The 18,637-nt window shown below is 69.4% G+C and carries 20 protein-coding genes; 9 read left to right on the top strand and 11 right to left on the bottom strand.

The genetic code is table 11. The annotated features are described in order from the left end of the window. Positions 1-192 precede the first annotated feature (192 nt). Positions 193-1,173 carry a type IV toxin-antitoxin system AbiEi family antitoxin domain-containing protein gene (locus ACIBG5_RS01515; RefSeq protein WP_396389477.1) on the top strand — a complete coding sequence of 327 codons (981 nt, stop codon included), beginning with the start codon at positions 193-195 and terminating at the stop codon, positions 1,171-1,173. 68 nt (positions 1,174-1,241) lie between these two features. Here ACIBG5_RS01515 and ACIBG5_RS01510 read toward each other — a convergent pair whose 3' ends face one another. Continuing rightward, entirely contained in the window at positions 1,242-1,634 is a 393-nt protein-coding gene (locus ACIBG5_RS01510) for a DUF2237 domain-containing protein (RefSeq protein WP_360454869.1), read from the bottom strand. A gap of 36 nt (positions 1,635-1,670) precedes the next feature. Further along, complete coding sequence (locus tag ACIBG5_RS01505; RefSeq protein ID WP_396389476.1) at positions 1,671-2,435, bottom strand: lysophospholipid acyltransferase family protein; 765 nt, start codon at positions 2,433-2,435, stop codon at positions 1,671-1,673. A gap of 296 nt (positions 2,436-2,731) precedes the next feature. Here ACIBG5_RS01505 and ACIBG5_RS01500 point away from each other — a divergent pair, with 296 nt between their 5' ends. The 5 genes from ACIBG5_RS01500 (at position 2,732) to ACIBG5_RS01480 (ending at position 6,733) form a co-directional block, all read left to right on the top strand. Beyond that, the gene (locus ACIBG5_RS01500) at positions 2,732-3,496 is read left to right on the top strand and encodes an alpha/beta hydrolase (RefSeq protein ID WP_396389475.1); all 765 of its coding nucleotides are present in this window, start codon (positions 2,732-2,734) and stop codon (positions 3,494-3,496) included. Then, positions 3,489-4,193 (top strand): hypothetical protein, encoded by a 705-nt coding sequence (locus ACIBG5_RS01495; RefSeq protein WP_396389474.1) that lies wholly within the window; start codon positions 3,489-3,491, stop codon positions 4,191-4,193. The genes ACIBG5_RS01500 and ACIBG5_RS01495 overlap by 8 nt, the downstream gene beginning before the upstream one ends. Before the next feature lie 50 nt (positions 4,194-4,243). Continuing rightward, positions 4,244-5,485, top strand: coding sequence for a TIGR00300 family protein (locus ACIBG5_RS01490; RefSeq protein ID WP_396389473.1), 1,242 nt, complete (start codon positions 4,244-4,246; stop codon positions 5,483-5,485). Positions 5,486-5,511: 26 nt separating this feature from the next. Then, the gene (locus tag ACIBG5_RS01485; protein WP_396389472.1) at positions 5,512-5,922 is read left to right on the top strand and encodes a YybH family protein; all 411 of its coding nucleotides are present in this window, start codon (positions 5,512-5,514) and stop codon (positions 5,920-5,922) included. A 61-nt stretch (positions 5,923-5,983) separates the two neighbouring features. Then, the gene (locus ACIBG5_RS01480; RefSeq protein ID WP_396389471.1) at positions 5,984-6,733 is read left to right on the top strand and encodes an enoyl-CoA hydratase family protein; all 750 of its coding nucleotides are present in this window, start codon (positions 5,984-5,986) and stop codon (positions 6,731-6,733) included. 55 nt (positions 6,734-6,788) lie between these two features. Here ACIBG5_RS01480 and ACIBG5_RS01475 read toward each other — a convergent pair whose 3' ends face one another. The 9 genes from ACIBG5_RS01475 to ACIBG5_RS01435 form a co-directional block, all read right to left on the bottom strand. Then, entirely contained in the window at positions 6,789-9,107 is a 2,319-nt protein-coding gene (locus ACIBG5_RS01475) for a glycosyl hydrolase family 95 catalytic domain-containing protein (RefSeq protein WP_396389470.1), read from the bottom strand. 36 nt (positions 9,108-9,143) lie between these two features. Further along, positions 9,144-9,305: a hypothetical protein gene (locus ACIBG5_RS01470; protein ID WP_396389469.1), complete on the bottom strand. Its 162-nt coding sequence runs from the start codon at positions 9,303-9,305 to the stop codon at positions 9,144-9,146. Then, on the bottom strand, positions 9,302-10,024 hold the full coding sequence (locus ACIBG5_RS01465; RefSeq protein WP_396389468.1) for an endonuclease/exonuclease/phosphatase family protein: 723 nt from the start codon (positions 10,022-10,024) through the stop codon (positions 9,302-9,304). Before ACIBG5_RS01465 ends, ACIBG5_RS01470 begins: the two co-directional genes overlap by 4 nt. Next, positions 10,021-11,154 (bottom strand): ROK family glucokinase, encoded by a 1,134-nt coding sequence (locus tag ACIBG5_RS01460; protein WP_396389467.1) that lies wholly within the window; start codon positions 11,152-11,154, stop codon positions 10,021-10,023. Before ACIBG5_RS01460 ends, ACIBG5_RS01465 begins: the two co-directional genes overlap by 4 nt. Positions 11,155-11,221: 67 nt before the next feature. Then, positions 11,222-12,193 carry an ROK family glucokinase gene (locus ACIBG5_RS01455; protein WP_396389466.1) on the bottom strand — a complete coding sequence of 324 codons (972 nt, stop codon included), beginning with the start codon at positions 12,191-12,193 and terminating at the stop codon, positions 11,222-11,224. Continuing rightward, complete coding sequence (locus ACIBG5_RS01450) at positions 12,184-12,591, bottom strand: hypothetical protein (protein WP_396389465.1); 408 nt, start codon at positions 12,589-12,591, stop codon at positions 12,184-12,186. Before ACIBG5_RS01450 ends, ACIBG5_RS01455 begins: the two co-directional genes overlap by 10 nt. Beyond that, positions 12,584-13,915 (bottom strand): ArsA family ATPase, encoded by a 1,332-nt coding sequence (locus ACIBG5_RS01445; RefSeq protein WP_396389464.1) that lies wholly within the window; start codon positions 13,913-13,915, stop codon positions 12,584-12,586. Before ACIBG5_RS01445 ends, ACIBG5_RS01450 begins: the two co-directional genes overlap by 8 nt. A 4-nt stretch (positions 13,916-13,919) precedes the next feature. Further along, positions 13,920-14,360, bottom strand: coding sequence for an SRPBCC family protein (locus ACIBG5_RS01440; protein WP_396389463.1), 441 nt, complete (start codon positions 14,358-14,360; stop codon positions 13,920-13,922). A gap of 78 nt (positions 14,361-14,438) precedes the next feature. After that, entirely contained in the window at positions 14,439-14,909 is a 471-nt protein-coding gene (locus ACIBG5_RS01435; protein ID WP_396389462.1) for a hypothetical protein, read from the bottom strand. A 106-nt stretch (positions 14,910-15,015) separates the two neighbouring features. Here ACIBG5_RS01435 and ACIBG5_RS01430 point away from each other — a divergent pair, with 106 nt between their 5' ends. From ACIBG5_RS01430 to ACIBG5_RS01420, 3 genes are all read left to right on the top strand, one after another. After that, positions 15,016-16,815, top strand: coding sequence for an AMP-dependent synthetase/ligase (locus tag ACIBG5_RS01430; protein WP_396389461.1), 1,800 nt, complete (start codon positions 15,016-15,018; stop codon positions 16,813-16,815). Between the two features lie 92 nt (positions 16,816-16,907). Continuing rightward, complete coding sequence (locus tag ACIBG5_RS01425) at positions 16,908-17,843, top strand: ABC transporter ATP-binding protein (protein ID WP_396389460.1); 936 nt, start codon at positions 16,908-16,910, stop codon at positions 17,841-17,843. Next, the gene (locus tag ACIBG5_RS01420) at positions 17,840-18,625 is read left to right on the top strand and encodes an ABC transporter permease (RefSeq protein ID WP_396389459.1); all 786 of its coding nucleotides are present in this window, start codon (positions 17,840-17,842) and stop codon (positions 18,623-18,625) included. The genes ACIBG5_RS01425 and ACIBG5_RS01420 overlap by 4 nt, the downstream gene beginning before the upstream one ends. Positions 18,626-18,637 lie beyond the last annotated feature (12 nt).

Genomic DNA, 18,637 nt, shown 5'->3' with positions numbered 1-18,637 from the left:
CCAACTCTAGGCCAGGCGTCCGCATCCCCACCCCGCCCGTCTCACCCTCCCCGAGATGCCTGACTGGGGAGGATCTCATCCCCTAATCGGGCAGCCAACCACCCCAAACCGACCGGTTATCCACAGAGGGGAGGAGGTGGGGAGGGTGGGGAGGGGATCGGTGCATGTTGTGGGTGACGGAGGAGATGAGAGATGGCGGAAGGGGTCGGCAGGGTTGATGCGTTCGTCGAGCTGCGCCGGCGCCAGCAGGGTACCTTCAGCAGGGCCCAGGCTCTCGCTCACGGGATCACGGACAAGGTGCTGGGACGGCGGTGCCGGGCGCTGCAGATCCAGCGGGTCCACCCAGGGGTGTACGTCGACTTCACCGGCCCACTGCCGTGGGGAACCCGGGTGTGGGCCGCGTGGCTGGCGTACGGACCGGAAGCTGCGCTCGCCGGCCAGACGGCACTGCGCCAGTACGGCGTGGAGGGCAGGTGGATCGACGACACCATCCACCTTGCGCTCCCGCATTCGCGCCGTGTCGACGGTCGCCCCGGAGTCGTCGTCAGTCGCCATCGGGACTTGCCGGCGCAGCTCCAAGGGTCCCGCGAACCGCCGATGGTGCGTCTCGAGGTCGCCCTACTGACAACCGCGAGTACGGCCGCGGATGTGTCGCGCAAGGCGGCGATCCTGCTCGACGCGTGCCGGCAGCGCCGGACCACGCCCGCTCGTCTGATCGGCGAACTCGACGCACTCCCGAAGTTGCCGACCCGGCGGGTGTTGCGCCAGCTCCTCCTCGACGGGGTGGAAGGAGTTCAGTCGTTCCTCGAGCAGGTCTACCTGCGGCGGGTCGAGCGTCTCCATCGCCTGCCGCCCGGTACGCGGCAGGTGCGGGTCGAGTCGGCCGACGGGGGCCAAGTCGTCTACCGAGACGTCGAGTACACGCCGTACGACCTCATCGTCGAGCTGGACGGCCGGGCGGGCCACTCCGACTCCCTGTCGCAATGGCGCGACATGGGCCGGGACAACCTAGCCGCACTCAGCGGCAAGGTGACCTTGCGCTTCGGCTACCAATTGGTCGCCCATCCGTGCGAGGCCGCCGCCCAGGTCGCCGCCGCCCTCCGCCTCCGCGGCTGGAGCCGCTCCCCCCACCCCTGCTCCCCCACCTGCCCCACTCTTCCCCTCGCAGGCTAGAGCGGTGGTTCGGGGAGGCTCGGTGCCTGTTCCGGGCACACAACCCTCCCCGAATCGACGTGGTCAGGTCAGGTCAGGGAGCCGGGGTCTGCTGGTACGTCTACTGCGTGTTCGCGGAGGACGGTGAGGGGGATGGTGTCGAGGGAGCGGGCGTGGGTTGAGGCCAGGACGACGGGGGCCGGGGCGCCGTCGCGGTAGGCCTGGAGCCAGCGGACCGCGACCACGCACCAGCGGTCGCCGGGCTGGAGACCGGCGAACTGCAGCTCGGGGCGCGGGGTGACCAGGTCGTTCCCGACCGAGACCTGGTGGGCCAGGAACTCCGCGGTCATCACGGCACACACCGTGTGGCTGCCCAGATCCTCGGGGCCGCTGGTGCAACAGCCGTCCCGGTAGAAGCCGGTGACCGGATCGGTCCCGCACTCCTCCAGTGGTTCGCCGAGCACGTTCAGGTCGCTGTCCATGCGGACATCCTCACCCGCGGACGAGGTCGGAAGCGGTCAACTGGCCTTGGTGTCGCGGAGCCGGACGTGCTCGTCGATCGACTCGCCCTTCTTGAGCAGTTCCTTGGCCTTCTCGGCGTACATGTCGACGTACTCCTGGCCGGACAGCTCCATCATCGCGTACATGATCTCGTCGGTGACCGAGCGGAGCACGAACCGGTCGCGCTCCATGCCCTCGTAGCGGGAGAAGTCCAGCGGCTTGCCGATCGCCACTCCCGGGCGGACCAGCCGGGGCAGCCGGCGGCCAGGCTCGCGGACCAGCCACTGCGGCCAGAGCGTGCCGGGCGGCTGCAGCTTCTCGGTGTCGATCATCGCGACCGGGATGACCGGTACACCGGCCACGATCGCCATCCGGGCGACGCCGGTCTTGCCCTTGTAGAGCCGGCCGTCGGGCGAGCGGGTTCCCTCGGGGTAGATCCCGAACAGCTCGCCCTTCTTCAGGATGTCCAGCCCGGTGTTCAGCGCGGCCAGCGAGGCGCGCCCACCGGACCGGTCGATCGGGATCTGGCCGACGGACCGGAAGAACGTCGCCACCAGCTTCCCCTTCAGACCGGGCGCGGTGAAGTACTCCGACTTGGCCGGGAAGACGATCTGCCGCGGTACGGCGACCGGCAGGAAGATCGAGTCGCAGAACGCGAGGTGGTTGCTGACCAGCAACGCCGCGCCCGTGGTCGGGATGTTCTCCAGCCCACTCACCCGGGGATGGAAGAGCAGTTTCACCAAGGGGGCGACGATGAACCGCCTGAGGAACAGGTACAGCATCCGCCTCGACCTCCGTCGCTCGCCTGACACCTTCACCACCGACCATCGTCGGCCTGTACCTCGTCCGGCACCAGTGCCCGCCGGTGACGGCCGCGACAAGCTCCGGCGCCCACCGTCGGTGCAGGACACTACGTTCCAGCTTCCCCCTCAGGCAATGTCACCGCCAGGAATCTCCGTGTTGCTCACCGTGTTGTCACCTTGTTGCAGACTGGATGCAGTCCAAATGCGACCATAGAGTCGCGAGCAGGCCGGTGCGGCCTGACCGTCTGTGAGGACTCTGACGGCGAGGAGTGACCGTGCCAGTGCAAGGCCATGCGGAGGACTACCGCAGTCCCGGGACCGGGAAGAACGCCGCGATCGGAGTCCTGCTGAGCCACGGATTCACCGGCTCGCCGAAGTCGATGCGCCCGTTCGCCGAGCATCTGGCCGCCGACGGGTACGGCGTCGCCGTACCGCGGCTGCCCGGCCACGGCACCAGCTGCCAGGAGATGAACAAAACCGGCTGGCCGGACTGGTACGCCGTCCTGGACAACGAGCTGGAGCGGCTGCGAAAGGAGCACGACCAGGTTTTCCTGGCCGGACTCTCGATGGGCGGCTGCCTGGTCCTGCGGCTGGCCGAGGAGCACGGCGCCGACATTTCCGGTCTGGTCCTGATCAACCCGTCGGTGCGCACCGACGACAAGCGGCTGGTGCTGCTGCCGGTGCTGTCCCGGCTCGTGCCGTCATTCCCCGGCATCTCGAACGACATCAAGAAGCCGGGTATGGACGAGGGCGCGTACGACCGGATGCCACTCCGTGCGCTGCGGTCCCTGTCCCAGCTGTGGCAGATAACTCGTGACGATCTGGCCAAAGTCACGCAGCCCGTGCTGATGTTCCGCAGTACTGTCGATCATGTGGTGGAACCGAGCTCGGGGCGGACCGTGCTTGCCTCGATCTCGTCCCGCGATGTGACCGAGACCCTGCTCGAGGACAGCTTTCACGTGGCAACTCTGGACAACGACGCACCGCGCATCTTCGCGGACTCGACAGACTTCATCCGCCGGGTCGCCGCCGATGCGTGACAACGGCCTCACCGCCACGGCGTACACGTCGCTCGGCGGTATCGACCCACTGGTCGCCGAACCGGTCCTGACCGCGCTCGCAGAGGCCGGCATCGCGGCGTACTGCGAGGCCCAGAGCGAGGCCAAGACGCCGGAAGAGGCGGAGGAGCCGGTCCACATCCCGGCCGGGTACGACGTGATCTTCGTCGACGCGGAGGCGGTGGAGCGGGCCCGCCCGGTGATCGAGCGGAGCACCGAGGACGCCGAGTGGAAGTCGCTGGTCGAGCAGTTCAACGCGCCGTCGGCGCCCGGGCACGACGCTGACGAGAGCCCGGTGCCGCGGTGGCCGGCCAGTGAGGACGTCGACGACAAGTACGAGCCGCTGATCGACGTACCGACCGGGCTCGTCATCAAGGACACGCCGGACGACGACGAGGAAGAGGAGAAGCCGGTCAAGCGGGAGGACGACCCGCACGACCACTTCGTCCCGCCGGAGCCGCCGCGCGCACCCCGGCTGGACTGGATCAGCCGGATCGCCTGGCTCGGCCTGATCGGCGGCCCGCTGCTGCTGATCCTGGCCGCCGTCCTCGACTTCGGCACCGGCCGGATCACCACGCTCGCGGTGGTCGGATTCATTGGCGGATTCCTCACCCTGGTGATCCGGATGAAGGATCGGTTGCCACCTGATGACACGCCTGATGACGGGGCGGTCGTCTGAGCTAGCATGCGGATCGTCGGACAATCCGACGAACGCGTAGGGAGGTACCCGTGCAGGTCACCGAGACCGTCGAGATCACCGGCCACCTGATGGACTCCGGACTGCTGTCCCGGGTCCTGGACGACATCCGCGGGTACGGCGGTGAGTACACGCTGGACAAGTTCGACCTCGGCTACGACAAGGACGACCCGTCCACGGTCCGGATGACGGTCGGCGCCGACGACGAGGAGTCGCTGCAGCGGCTGCTGATGCGGATCCAGACCAAGGGCGCGAACCTGGTCGACCCCGGTACTCCGGAGATCACCGAGGTGTCCCAGGACGGTGTCTTCCCGGACGGCTTCTACTCCACCACCAACCTGCCGACCAAGGTGCGGCTCGGCGGCCACTGGGTGGCGGTGCAGAACCCGGAGATGGACTGTGGCCTGCTGGTCGAGGGTGACGTCGAGGGCGACACTGTCCGCACGATCCCGATGTCGGACGTGAAGGCCGGGATGCGGATCATCACGAGCGCCCAGGGTGTCAAGGTCACTCCCCCGATCGTGGCGAACACCGAGGAGTCGTTCGGCTTCATGGAGTCGGACGTGTCCAGCGAGAAGCCGCAGCGGGTGCTGGTCATGCAGGTCGCCGACGGCATGCGCGAGGCGAAGGCGAACGGCCAGAAGGTGCTCTGGGTCGGCGGCCCGGGCATCGTGCACACCGGCGCCGCGCCGGCGATGGTGTCGCTCGTCGAGGCCGGTTTCGTCGACGTCCTGTTCGCCGGGAACGCGCTGGCCACCCACGACATCGAGTCGTCGCTCTACGGTACGTCGCTCGGCGTCGACCTGGCCCGCGGTCGCGGGGTGGAGCACGGCCACGAGCACCACATCCGCGCGATCAACACGATCCGCAAGGCCGGCTCGATCGCGGCCGCGGTCGAGCAGGGCGTGCTCACCTCGGGCGTCATGCACGCGCTGGTGAAGAAGGGAAAGAACTTCGTCCTGGTCGGTTCGGTGCGCGACGACGGCCCACTGCCGGACGTGTACACCGACGTCCTCGAGGGTCAGCGCGCGATGCGGGCCGAACTGCCCGGCGTGGGCTACTGCCTGATGGCCGCGACCATGCTGCACTCGGTTGCTACCGGCAACATCCTGCCGTCGTCGATCCCGCTCACCTGCGTCGACATCAACCCGGCCACTGTGACCAAGCTGGCCGACCGCGGCTCGTCCCAGGCCCGCGGCATCGTCACCGACGTCGGCCTGTTCATCGAGCACCTGGCCCGCGAACTGTCCCCGACGTACGCCGACGGCAAGTAGACCCCGGCCCCCGTAAACTGCCCGGAGTGACCGAGAACTTCGAGGCGTTCCTGGACCAGTTCGAGCGGGCCAACACGGCCTTCGTGAACGGGGACTCGTCGTTGTGGATGCCGCTGGTGTCGCACAGCGAGCAGACCTCGATCTTCGGTGGTTTCGGCGGTCTCGAGGTCGGCTGGTCGCAGGTCGGACCGCGCTACCAATGGGCCTCGGCGCAGTTCCGTCCGAGTGGCGCCAAGGTCGAGTTCGAGTACCTCGACAGGCACGTCGGCAGTGACACGGCGTACTCCGTCGCGATCGAGCGCTGCACGGTGATGTACGTCGACCAGCCCGGTGAGTTCCCGCATGCGCTGCGGGCGACGATGGTCTTCCGCAAGGAGGACGACGGCTGGAAGATCGTCCACCGGCACGCGGACCCGCTGAGTCCGCGGGGAGCCTGACCGCACGGGCTTGTGCGGCTGATTACAGCCGCCGAGGACCGGGCGGGTGTTGGATGTCTCCATGACGGAACTCGTGCAGCTGACCGTGGCCGACGGCGTGGCAACCATCACGCTCGACTCGCCGGACAACAAGAACGCACTCTCCCAGCAGTTCACCGGTGAACTGCTGGAGCGGCTGGACGACGCGGGCGCGGACGACGCGGTCCGAGTGATCGTGATCCGGTCGGCGCTGGACGTGTTCTGCTCGGGAGCCGACCTGTCCGAGGCGACCACGATCGGGATGGGGGTCGGCGCGCAGCGGATGGTCGACGTCCAGCGGGCGATCGTCGCCAGCCCGAAGCCGGTGGTCGCACGGGTCGCGGGTCCGGTGCGAGCCGGCGGGATCGGCATCGTGGCCGCCGCCGACATCAGCGTCGCCGGCGCGAGCAGCACCTTCGCGCTCACCGAAGTCAGACTGGGACTGGCGGCGGCGACGATCTCGCTCACCGTGCTCCCCCGGTTGACAGACCGCGCGGCGGCGTACACGTTCCTCACTGGAAACACGTTCGACGGAGCCGAGGCCGCACGGCTCGGTCTGGTCACCGTCGCGGTTCAGGACACTGACGTCGACACCGCGGTCGACTCCGTCGTGGAGTCGCTGCTGAAAGGCGCGCCCCAGGGCCTGCGCGAGACCAAGAAGCTGCTCAACAGAGAGCTCCTCGCCGACATCGATGCCCGCGGCAAGGATCTCGCCGAGCTGTCGGCGAGCCTGTTCGGCTCGTCCGCAGCACAAGAAGCGATGCTCGCCTTCCTCAACCGCAAGAAGAGCTGACGGTTTGCGGAACTTTCTCGCCGCCTGTCGGCGAAAAAGTTCCGGACAGCGCCCGCTAGAGCACCAGTCGGTGGGCATCGCCGGCCGTGAGGGTGACCGTAGTGCGGCTGTCGCCGTGGCGGATGGTGCGTTGCTGATCGCGGTCCGCGGTGAGGACGGCCTCGGAGCCGTCGGGTGACCACGTGATGTCGACGGTCACGCCGCCGCGGGCGCGCAGGCCGGTGACCTGGCCCGTCGGCCACTCGGTCGGTCGTGCTGGGAGGAGTTCGATCTCGTCGGTGTGGCTCTGGAGAAGCATCTCCGCGATGCCCGCGGTCGCGCCGAAGTTGCCGTCGATCTGGAACGGCGGGTGGGCACACAGCAGGTTCGGGTACACGCCCGCGCCGCTGCCGACGTAGTCGGTCTCGGTGTCGTCGGCAGGCGTCAGAAATGCGCGCACGAAGCGGTGTGCCGCGGCCGCGTCGCGCAGCCGGGCTCTGAGGTTGATCTTCCAGGCCAACGACCAACCGGTCGCGAGGTCGCCGCGCAGATCGAGCGTACGAGCCGCGGCGGCCGCCAGCGCCGGAGTGCGGTCCGGCGTGATCAGGTCGCCGGGGTGTACGCCGATCAGATGCGACGTGTGCCGGTGGTGCGGATCATCCTCGGTCAGGTCGGCGGCCCACTCCTGTAGTTGCCCCCGGCTACCGATCGACGGCTCGGGGATCCGCTTGCGCGCCGCGGCGAACCGCTCGACCAACGGGTCGGTCAGCTCGAGGACATCGGCGGTCGTCACGCAGCGGTCGAACAGGTCGGCGATCAGGGCGAGGTCCATCGTCGCCGACACAGTGACCGACGCCGGCTGGCCATCGGGCGCGACGTAGTCGTTCTCGGGTGAGGTGGATGGCGACGTACCGAGACTGCCGTCGGGCAGCTCGATCAGCCAGTCGAAGCAGAACTCCGCCGCACCCCGAAGTACCGGCCAGGCGCGGGCGAGGAACTCGCGGTCACCGGAGAACGCGTAGTGGTCCCACAGATGGCGGACCAGCCAGGTGCCGGCCATCGGCCAGTTGGACCACTTCGGGTTGCCGTCGACCGGGATCGTCCAGCACCACGCGTCGGCGTTGTGGTGTGCGACCCAACCACCGCAGCCGTACCGCTCCTGCGCCGTACGACGACCGGCCTCGGCGAGGTGCTCGACGTAGGTCAGCAGCGGTTCGTGGCACTCGGCGAGGTTGGTCGTCTCGGCGGGCCAGTAGTTCATCTCGGTGTTGATGTTGACCGTGTAGTTCGAGCTCCACGGCGGCTGGAGGATGTCGTTCCAGATGCCTTGCAGGTTGGTCGGAAGGCCACCGGGGCGGGAGCTCGCGATCATCAGGTAGCGGCCGTAGTTGAAGACGAGGGCGGCGAGCGCGGGGTCGTCCCCGTTCCGCAGCCGTACGTCGGTCGGCAGGTCGGCGGTGTCGTTGCCGGGCAGCTCGAGCGACGAGCGGCGGAAGAGTGCCTGGTAGTCCTGCAGGTGCTCCGCGTGGAGGTCGTCGTACCCGCGGGTGAGGGCTGTACGCACGGTCTCGTCGGCCTGGGCGAAGCAGTCCTCGGCCGATCGGGTCGGTGGCGTCGACGGGCCGTCGTACCCGGTGGCGGTCGACAGGACGAGGGTGACGTCGGTGGCGTTCTCGATCGTCAGGCCCGTGTCGTCGGCGCGGATCTCGCCGTCGGTCGTCGCCCGGAGCGAGATGGCCGCCGCCATACCGCGGTCCAGGCCGTCGGAGTAGTGGACGGGCTCAGGTAGGTCGCGGTGTGGCGGGGCGACATTCGCCGGGGCCTGGAGGAGGAGGCCGATGCCGTCGTCGGTCCGATGAGCGCGGGATCGCAGCTGCGAGGTGAGGCGGGCGGTGAGGCCGATCGGTCGCGACGCGGTGAGCCGGAGTACGAGGGCACCGGCCGGCTTGCTCACGAACACCTGCTGCCGGACCGCGAGACCTCCGACCTCATACTCCGCCGTGGCGGTTGCCGTATCGAGGTCGAGCTCTCTGCGGTACTGCGTGACCTCCCCGGCGGTCCTGTACTCGAGCAGCAGGTCGCCGAGGGGCAGGTAGGCCTGCGAGTGACCGGCTTGGAAGCCGTTCGCCAACCCCTCGGCGCGACGGATGTCGCCGGCCGCGAGTGCGTCCCGGACCGCCTGTACTGCTTGGGCCCCGGTGTCGCCGAGCGGTGTCGACAGCATCCGCTGGGTCTCGGGGCTCCCCGACCAGAGCGTCTCGTCGTTGAGGCCGATCCGGTCCGTGCTCACACCGCCGAAGCACATGGCCCCGATCCGCCCGTTGCCGAGCGGGAGTGCCTCCAGCCAGGTGCCTGCCGGGCGGTCGTAGTACAAGGAACTCACCGAGGTGCGCATGAGCAGAGATCCTATGTCTATCGACTGTTGTGTCGGCTACTCCGTCGTCGTTCTGGACAGTTGCTTGCCGACGACGAAGCCGTTCTCGACGGGGGCCGAAGGGCGCCGCGGCCGAAGCACGCGTGGCATCAGTCTCGGCGAGAACAGGGCTTGTGGCTCGTCGATCAGGTTGAGCACACGCAAGAACGCGGCACTCACGGCGGACCGGTTCTTGGCGAACTGAGCTCGATCAGCATCGGGAGATGGTCCGAGGCGGCGGGGAGGTCGGGGCGGGCTGCCGTCGGGATGGGGACGATGCGGGCGGTGAGGGCGGGAGTGGTGTGGGCGCCGTCGATGCGCTTGTGCGGGTTGGAGGAGCTGTACGTCGGGCCGGCATCGGCGCCGAGGTCGGTGAGGCCTTCGGCGGCGAGACGCTTCCAGACCTGGCCGTCGGGTTCTTCGTTGAGGTCGCCGGCGACGAGGTACGGGAGATCGAAGGAGCGGCAACCGCGGAGGACCTGTTCGAGTTCGTGCCGGCGGCCGCGGATGTGCAGGCCGAGGTGGCAGACGATCAGGGCCAGGTCGGTAGAGCCCACGGTGACGCGGCCGCCGACGGCACCACCCGGAAGTTGGGTGGCGATCAGGTTCAGCCGGCGCCGTACGAACGGGCGCCAGATCCGCCAGTGCAGCGGCTCCACCAGATCGGTGCCATCGGCAACCAGGATCGCGTTCCGGGCCGACGCGGCGACGTACCGCATGCCGAAGCTCGCCGCCATTGCGCGCCGCTTCCGCCGGGTCCCCCACCAGGTCGGCGCCTCCTGCACGAGCATCACGTCCGGCGCACACGCCTTCACCACCCGCGCGAGCGCAGCCCGATCGTCACCCCACCGATGCACGTTGTACGACAACACCCGCAGCAGAGGCGGGCCTTCGCTCATGCTTCAGGATCGCCGTTCAGGTCGGCGTGCTGGAGGTCAGGGTCGGCGCGCATGCCGGTACGCCGGGCGGCCGACTTGCGTGCTGCTCGTTCGAGCCGCGTGGAGCGACTCCGGGCGGCTGCGGTCTTCGCGGTCACGGCGGTCGTCTTCACACGGACCCGCCGCAACCAGGTCGCCTCTTCCCGCGCGAGATCGGCGGCACCGACCAGGCCGGCCTCCGGGCCGAGAACGGCACGCACGATCCGCGCCTCCGGCCGGAACCCGCGACCGGTCAGCGTCCGCTTGAACGCCTCGCGAGCCGGCGCCAGCAGCAGTTCCCCGGCGTCCGACACACCGCCACCGATCACGAACGTGCCCGGGTCCAGCGCGGCGGCCAGGTTGGCGAGCCCGATCCCGAGCCAACGGCCGACGTCCTCGAGCAACTCGACCGCGACCGGGTCACCGTCCTTGGCCAGCTCGGTCACCATCGGACCGTTGATCTTGCGCGGATCGCCGCCTGCCGCGCGCAGCAGGTTGTGGGCGACAGGCGAACCCGACAGCGCCAGCTCCCGCGCCTCCCGGGTCAGCGCGTTGCCGGACGCGTACTGCTCCCAGCAGCCGCGGTTGCCGCACTCGCACCGATGCCCGCCCGGCACGACCTGCATGTGCCCGAACTCGCCCGCGATGCCGAACTTCCCGCGCTGCAGCGCACCGTCGTTCAGGATGGCGCCGCCGATGCCGGTGCCGAGCGTGACGCAGACCAGATGGCTCTCACCCTGACCGCCGCCGAAGCGCCATTCCGACCAGGCCGCCGCGTTCGCGTCGTTCTCGACCACGACCGGCAGTCCGAGCCTGCGCTCGACCGCGTCCCGCAGCGGCTCGTGCCGCCAGGCCAGATGCGGTGCGAACAGCACCGAGGACCGTGTCCCGTCGACGAACCCGGCCGCGCCGATACCGACCGCGATCACGTCGTGCCGGGACTCCAGGTCGCGGACGATCTCCTCGATCGCGTCCTCGGTCTCCTTCGGATCCGTTGTCGGCGTGTCCCGCCGCAACCGGTCCAGAATGTTGGCCTCCGGGTCGACCACCCCGGCGGCGACCTTGGTCCCGCCGATGTCGATCCCGATCGTCAAAGCCTGCGTCAGAGCCACTGCACGACCCTCCTCGCCGTACCCCCAGCCCCCGCCGGACTACCTCCAGTATCCCGCGCGGTGCGGATCACCGGGTTTTCTCCGCGGGTGGGGCGGGGCGACGGGCCAGGTCGGCGGCGCCGATCAGGCCGGCGTCGTTGCCCAGTTCGGCGAGCCCGAACGACGGGTGCGGGCGGTTGGCCCTGGCCGGCAGGTTCCGCTCGAAGGCGACCTGGGCGGACTTCATCAAGAGGTCCTTCGCCGCGCTCACGCCGCCGCCGATCACGATCGTGGTCGGGTCGAACATGGTCGCGAGGCTCGCCAGGCCCTCTCCCAGCCACCGGCCGAGATCCTCGAGCAGTTCGACCGCGCACGGGTCGCCGGCCGCGGCCGCCTCGGTGATCATCGGCCCGGTCAGCCCGGCCGGGTCCGAGATCCCGCACACGGTGAGCATCTGCATCGCCGCCAGCGAACCGGCCTCCGCCTGCGCCCGCCCCTCCCGGACCAGGGCACGCCCGGACGCGTACTGCTCCAAGCACCCCCGCGCTCCACACCCACACCGATGCCCACCCGGTACGACGCGCATGTGGCCGAGCTCGGCCGCCACACCATAGGCACCGCGCAGCAACTCGCCTCCGATGACGACCCCGCCACCGATCCCGGTGCCGATGGTGAGACAGAGCATGTGCTCGACGTCCTTCGCGGCGCCGAAGGCGAACTCACCCCAGGCTGCCGCGTTCGCGTCGTTCTCGACCACGACCGGGATCTTCAGCTTCTCCGCGACCCGGGTACCGAGCGGCTCGTCCCGCCAGGCGAGGTTCGGCGCGAACAGCACCGTCGACCGGTCCGAGGACACGAACCCGGCCGCGCCGATCCCGACCGCCTCCACCTCGTGCGCAGCGATCAGCTCGGCGGCAGCGTCGCAGATCGCCGCCGCGGTGTCGTCGACCGAGTCCGCCGGGGTGTCGCGATTCGCGCGGGCACCGATCGTGCCGTCCGCGTCGACGACGCCTGCCGCGATCTTCGTTCCGCCGACATCGATGCCGATGGTCAGTCCCATGGTTCGGGGTCCTCACTCACGTCGATCCGGTCCACTGTCGGCCGGGTCGGCTCGTCGTCCTGCTTGTCCTTCTGCTTGGCGGAGCGCGACGCCGCGTCCTCCTGGCCCTGCCGGGCTGCCGCGGCGGCTGCCTCCAGCAACGATCGCACCGAGCCGAGCGCGTGCGCGGCCGCGGCGGACAGCTGCTCGATCGTCTCCGGGCTGGTGTTCCGCACCTTGTGGATCAGCTGGCACACCGGGCACCACACGCAGTCCGGCCCAAGCTTGTGCTGGTGCTCTTCATCCGCCGCGGGTGTCTGTTCGGAATGCTTCGTCTCATCCACGTCGGCCGCGTGCTGCAGTACGGCGAACAGTTTGGCCGCCTCCTCAGCGAGGCTGCCGATCGGCTCCTTACTCAACGGCCCTCCCGATCGCTGCCTCGCGCGCACGCTGCTGGGTCAACTGCTCGTGGTACTCCGCTGTCAGGCCCTGCGCCAGCTCCTGCGCGGACTCCAGCGGTCCACTCCCACTCGGTACCTCGCCGGACGGCACCGGACGCGCCGACTCGCGCGGCGCGAACCGCACCTGCAGCCGTCCCTCGTCCAGTCGCGCACCCGCGACCACTCCACGCGCGAGCGCGGCCGGAAGCGGCAGCACCCGGCGGTACGACCCGACCGTGATGATCAGCTCGTCGCCGTGCCGGGCCAGCTCCAGCTCGTTCGCGGAGGCCAGCGGCAACGGCATGGTCAGCGTGTAGGTGCGGCCGTCGGTGTCGATGTGCCGGTCCACCCACAGCGACGTCTCGTCCGTGGCCCGGGCGAACGGGTCGTCCCCGCCGTACATCTCGACCGCGAAGGCGGCCAGCTCCTCGACGCCGACCGGCTCACAGACCCGGTACGGCGATTCCCAGATAGGCAACGGCCGGAACGAGTCGGCGACCTCCTCGAGGATCCCGCGCTGCGCCGCAACCCACTGACGCCGCCAGGTGTCCGCGCCCGCGGCCGGGAACACGCGGTTCGCCACCACACCGTCCACGCGGTAGCCGTACAGCGAGAGGCGGGTCAGCGAACGCCGCGCCTCGGCGACGACCACGGCCTCCGGCGTGAGCACGAGCCGCACCGACGCGTCCGGGCCGGCCAGCAACGTGCGAATGTCCGACAGGTCGCTCTGCAACCTCCGCAGTGCGTCGAAGACCGTGTCGTCCGGCACCGGGATGCCCGACGGACGACTCAGGAACGGCCGGAAGGTTCTCATCACCTTGCGCTCGGCGTTGAAGATGCGGCCCATGTACCAGTTGAGGGCCTCGGGCAACGCGAGCAGGCGGAGCGTCTCGGCGGTCGGCGCGCAGTCGACCACGATCACGTCCCAGCGCCCGGACCGGAAGTGGTCGCGCACCTCGAGCAGCGCGAGCACCTCCTCCGCGCCGGGCAGCACGGTCAGCTCCTCGGCCTCCATCGGGTCGACCCCGACCATGTTCAGCACCGAGCGCAGGTACGCCTGGATGTCACCCCAGGACCGCTCGAACCGGCGCTGGGCGTCGATCTGCTGGACGAACAGCAGGTCGTCGACCTCGGTCGGCTCACCACCGACCTCGCAGTCGAACGCATCCGACAGCGAGTGCGCGGCATCGGTCGACAGCACCAGCGTGCGCAGCCCGCGCAGCGCGGCGAGCGTGGCCGTTCCCGCGGCGGAGGTCGTCTTGCCTACGCCGCCCTTACCCGTGTACAGCAGGACCCGAGTCACGGACTTACGACTCGACGCGCTTCTTGAGGCCCTTCAGGGCGGTGTCGATGATGACCTTCTCGGCCTTGCGCTTCAGCATGCCGATCATCGGGATCGCCACGTCGACGGCGAGCCGGTACGTCACCTCGGTTCCCTCCTGGCCGTCCGGACCCAGGTCGCGCAGTACATAGGCGCCGTCCATCCCCTTCACCATCTTGGCCTGCACCAGCGTCCAGGTCACCTCGTTGCGGGACCACGTGTACGCCAGCGTGTACTCGTCCGAGATCGCCCCGGCGTCGACCCGGAAGCGTACCTGCTTCGGCCGGCCCGCCTCGTCGGTGGACAGCACCTCGGTCTCCCGCATCGAGTCGGCCCATTCCGGGTACGCCGCGAAGTCCGCGATCACCGCCATGATCTGCTTCGGGGACGCGTTCACCACGATGGTCGAGGTGGTCTGTTCCGCCATTGATACACCTCTTAACTGCCAGGGCTGGTGGTGCGGGAGCTGATGGTCACTGCGGGAACTGAAAGTGCGGTGGTGATGCTAGTTGCCAGGGCTGGTGGTGCGGGAACCGGTGGGACGAGTGGTACGAGGACGGCCGGGTGCGGTGTCCTCACCGGAGACTATCGCGGGATCGGATCCGGGACGGTGCTCGCCCGCCGCGCGGCCTGCCTCGGCTTCGTCCTTGAACCGCCACATCCGCTCCCGGTACGCCGCGACGTACCGCTCGCGTAGCCTGGCCAGGGCCCGGCCGCGGACCGGCCGGCGCGGATCGACACGCAGGTACCAATGCACCACGACCCCATCGCGGACCGGCTCCAGCCACCACTCCGCCGTACCGACGGCCGCGCCGGTCACTGACCAGCGCACGCCCTCGAGGCCGCGCCGCTCGGAGGGGGTCAGGATCAGCTCCGGCCACCACTCGCGCCAGAGGGTGTCCGAACCGAGCCGCTCGGCCACGTAGGCTGGATCAGCAACGACCAGGTCGTCGCAACTGAGGTCGAGCGTGGACATTGCTGCGGGCCCCTGTTCCTTGGGTCACATGAACCTGGCTACTTATGGGTAGGTGACTGTAGCGTGCGCCGGAGTCGACAATTCGTGACCGACTGAGGAGACGCGGATGCGCGAGTACACCGTTCCTGCTGTGACCGAGCCACCCACCGGGAGCCTGAGCGACCCCGTCTGGGCGAACGCGTCCTCCCATCCTGACACCGCTGTGTTCAGCCGGCGGGTCGGGTCGGACTCAGGGGGCGGCTGGCTCGACGTCTCCGCGGCCGAGTTCGCCCGCCAGGTGACCGGCGTCGCGAAGGGCCTGATCGCGGCCGGCGTGAAGCACGGCGACAGGGTCGCCCTGCTCAGCGCGACCCGGTACGAGTGGACCCTGATCGACTACGCGATCTGGACCATCGGCGCGGTCACGGTGCCGATCTACGAGACGTCTTCGGCCTCGCAGGTGCAGTGGATCCTGACCGACTCCGACGCGGTCGTCGCGATCGCCGAGAACGCCGCTCACGGTGCTGTGGTCGAGTCCGCCCGGCCGGAGGCGCCACACCTGCAGGAGGTCTGGCAGATCGAGGCCGGTGCCGTCGACGAGCTGACCGTGCTCGGCCAGGAGATCACCGACACCGAGTTCGACAAGCGCCGTACGGCGGTCGTGCCGAGCGACCTCGCCACGCTCATCTACACCTCCGGTACGACGGGCCGCCCGAAGGGTTGCAAGATCAGCCACTCGAACTTCCTGGACGAGCTCGGCCCGGCGGTGAAGATCCTCGACGGCCTGTTCGACGTCAACGGCGCGAGCACGCTGCTGTTCTTGCCGTTGGCCCACGTGTTCGCCCGGATCATCCAGGTCGGCTGCGTGATGAAGATGGTCAAGGTCGGCCACACCGCCGACGTGAAGAACCTGGTCCCCGACCTCGGCGAGTTCAAGCCGACGTTCATCCTCAGCGTGCCGCGGGTGTTCGAGAAGGTGTTCAACTCGGCCAGCCAGAAGGCGCACTCGGAGGGCAAGGGCAAGATCTTCGACGCCGCCGCGGACACCGCGATCGCCTACTCGCAGGCGCAGGACAAGGGCGGCGCGTCGTTCGGGCTGAAGGCCAAGCACGCGTTGTTCGACCGGCTCGTCTACAGCAAGCTGCGCAGCGTCCTCGGCGGCCAGGTCCAGTACGCCGTCTCCGGCGGCGCGCCACTGGGTCACCGGCTCGGCCATTTCTTCCGCGGCATCGGCGTACCGGTGCTGGAGGGCTACGGCCTGACCGAGACCACGGCGGCGGTGGCGGTCAACCTGCCCGACGACATCCGCATCGGAACCGTCGGCCGGCCGCTGCCCGGTGTCTCGGTCGGAGTCGCGGACGACGGTGAGCTGCTGTTCAAGGGCGGCCAGGTGATGCAGGGCTACTGGAAGAACGACGAGGCGACCGCCGCCGCGATCGACGCGGACGGCTGGTTCCACACCGGCGACCTGGGTGAGTTCGACGTCGACGGCTTCATCAAGATCACCGGCCGGAAGAAGGAGATCCTGGTCACCGCGGGCGGCAAGAACGTCGCGCCGACCGTGCTGGAGGACCAGATCCGGCTGCACCCGCTGGTCAGTCAGTGCATGGTCGTCGGCGACGGCAAGCCGTTCATCGCGGCGCTGATCACGATCGACCCGGAGACGATCGTGCCGTGGGCGACCGAGCGCGGGAAGCCCACCGACGTCGCGTCGCTGACCGCCGACGAGGACCTGATCGCCGAGATCCAGAAGGCTGTCGACGAGGCCAACGGCTCGGTCTCCAAGGCCGAGGAGATCAAGAAGTTCCACATCCTCGAGACCGACTGGACGCAGGAGAGCGGCGAGCTGTCGCTCAAGCTCTCGCTCCGCCGCCACATCGTGATGAAGAACCACGAGGCCGACGTCGAGGCCCTCTACACCAAGTAGGCGGCGTACGGCCGGCATCAGCCGATCGGTTGATGCCGGGTCGATCTTGATGGGCGATGTGGGGTGGGTGGGCCGTCCGCGAGGCTCGTCGTATGACCACGGCGAGTACGAGAACGGCGGCCCGTGGGGCCGTCGTCGAAGTCAGTAATCTGCGCAAGTCCTACGGCGACCGGACCGTCGTCGACGGTGTGTCGTTCACCGTCGAGGAGGGCGAGATCTTCGGGATCCTCGGCCCGAACGGTGCCGGGAAGACGACCACGGTCGAGTCCATCGAGGGCCTGCGGGTCCCCGACGCGGGCCGGATCCGGGTCGCCGGGCTCGACCCGGTCGCCGATCACGCGGCGGTGACCCAGGTCCTCGGCGCCCAGCTCCAGGAGAGCGAGCTGCAGGCCAAGCTGACGGTGCGCGAGGCCCTCGAGCTGTACGCCGCCTTGTACCCGAACCCGGCCGACTGGCGGCCGCTGGCCGAACGCCTCGGCCTGACCGCTCAGCTGAAGACCCGGTTCGGCGTCCTCAGCGGCGGCCAGAAGCAGCGGCTATTCATCGCGCTCGCGCTGATCGGCAACCCCAGGGTGGTCGTCCTCGACGAGCTGACGACCGGGCTCGACCCGCGCGCCCGCCGCGACACCTGGGAGATCGTCGAGGACGTCCGCGCGCGGGGCGTCACCGTCCTGCTCGTCACGCACTTCATGGAGGAAGCGCAGCGGTTGTGTGACCGGATCGCCCTGATCGACAAGGGCCGCATCACCGCGCTCGACACACCGCGCGGCCTGATCAGCCGGACGGCCGGATCGACCGTCATCTCGTTCACACCGTCAGCACCGCTCGACGAGGAGGAACTCGCCGCACTCCCGGCACTGGCCTCGGTCGAGTACAAGGACGACCGGATCACGCTCGGCGGGACCGACGACACCGTCACCGCGGTGCTCTCGCTCCTGGCTCGGCACCGCATCACCGCGCACCAGCTCAGGGTCACCGACGCCACGCTGGACGACGCCTTCCTCGACCTGACCGGAGCCGCACAATGACCACCGCCGCCACCCTTCCGACCGCGACTCCTCGCGGCACCGCCTCGCCCTTCGCCGCCGTCCTGCGCACCGAGGCTCGGCTGTTCCGGCGCGAGCCGGGCATCCTCTTCTGGACCCTGGGCTTCCCACCCGTGCTGCTGGTGATCCTCGGCAGCATCCCGTCGTTCCGGAAGGTCGACGCCGGCCTCGGCGGTCTTCGGCTGATCGACCTGTATGTGCCGATCCTCGTGCTGGTCGCGCTGATCGTGACCGGCCTGCAGACGATGCCGCCGGTCATCACCGGCTATCGCGAGCGCGGCATCCTGCGCCGGATGTCGGCGACGCCGGTCCGCCCGTCCGCCCTGCTGATCGCGCAGATGGGCCTGAACGGTGCCACGGCGCTGGTCTCGGCGCTGGTCTGCCTCACGATCGGCCGGTTGGCCTTCGACGTGAAGCTTCCACAGCAGGCGTTCGGGTATGCGCTGGCACTGTTGCTCACCGCCGCCGTCGCGCTGGCCATCGGCGCGCTGGTGACCGCCTTGGCCGGTACGGCGAAGGTCGCGAGCGCGATCGGCTCGGCGGTGTTCTTCCCGAGCATGTTCTGCGCCGGTGTCTGGCTGCCTGTGCAGAACATGCCGAATGTCCTGCGGCACATCGTCGAGGCGACCCCCTTCGGAGCGGCGGCCCGTGCGCTCGGCCAGGCCGCGGCCGGAGACTGGCCGGCGTGGTCGCACCTCGGCGTACTCGCCGCCTGGGCGATCGCGCTCTCGGCGGCCGCCATCCGCTGGTTCCGCTGGGAGTAGGAGACTGACAGG

Source organism: Kribbella sp. NPDC050241 (assembly GCF_044459685.1).
In the GTDB taxonomy this organism is placed as follows: domain Bacteria; phylum Actinomycetota; class Actinomycetes; order Propionibacteriales; family Kribbellaceae; genus Kribbella.
The sequence above is the reverse complement of the archived record's forward strand: the minus strand, read 5'-3'. Positions and strand labels throughout refer to the sequence as shown.

What these genes read in the sequence shown, in the direction of transcription:
- ACIBG5_RS01515 (WP_396389477.1), top strand. Translation starts at nt 193, where the DNA reads ATGGCGGAAGGGGTCGGCAGGGTTGATGCGTTCGTCGAGCTGCGCCGG.
- ACIBG5_RS01510 (WP_360454869.1), bottom strand. Translation starts at nt 1,634, where the DNA reads ATGGACAGCGACCTGAACGTGCTCGGCGAACCACTGGAGGAGTGCGGG.
- ACIBG5_RS01505 (WP_396389476.1), bottom strand. Translation starts at nt 2,435, where the DNA reads ATGCTGTACCTGTTCCTCAGGCGGTTCATCGTCGCCCCCTTGGTGAAA.
- ACIBG5_RS01495 (WP_396389474.1), top strand. Translation starts at nt 3,489, where the DNA reads ATGCGTGACAACGGCCTCACCGCCACGGCGTACACGTCGCTCGGCGGT.
- ACIBG5_RS01480 (WP_396389471.1), top strand. Translation starts at nt 5,984, where the DNA reads ATGACGGAACTCGTGCAGCTGACCGTGGCCGACGGCGTGGCAACCATC.
- ACIBG5_RS01475 (WP_396389470.1), bottom strand. Translation starts at nt 9,107, where the DNA reads ATGCGCACCTCGGTGAGTTCCTTGTACTACGACCGCCCGGCAGGCACC.
- ACIBG5_RS01465 (WP_396389468.1), bottom strand. Translation starts at nt 10,024, where the DNA reads ATGAGCGAAGGCCCGCCTCTGCTGCGGGTGTTGTCGTACAACGTGCAT.
- ACIBG5_RS01455 (WP_396389466.1), bottom strand. Translation starts at nt 12,193, where the DNA reads ATGGGACTGACCATCGGCATCGATGTCGGCGGAACGAAGATCGCGGCA.
- ACIBG5_RS01440 (WP_396389463.1), bottom strand. Translation starts at nt 14,360, where the DNA reads ATGGCGGAACAGACCACCTCGACCATCGTGGTGAACGCGTCCCCGAAG.
- ACIBG5_RS01435 (WP_396389462.1), bottom strand. Translation starts at nt 14,909, where the DNA reads ATGTCCACGCTCGACCTCAGTTGCGACGACCTGGTCGTTGCTGATCCA.
- ACIBG5_RS01430 (WP_396389461.1), top strand. Translation starts at nt 15,016, where the DNA reads ATGCGCGAGTACACCGTTCCTGCTGTGACCGAGCCACCCACCGGGAGC.
- ACIBG5_RS01425 (WP_396389460.1), top strand. Translation starts at nt 16,908, where the DNA reads ATGACCACGGCGAGTACGAGAACGGCGGCCCGTGGGGCCGTCGTCGAA.
- ACIBG5_RS01420 (WP_396389459.1), top strand. Translation starts at nt 17,840, where the DNA reads ATGACCACCGCCGCCACCCTTCCGACCGCGACTCCTCGCGGCACCGCC.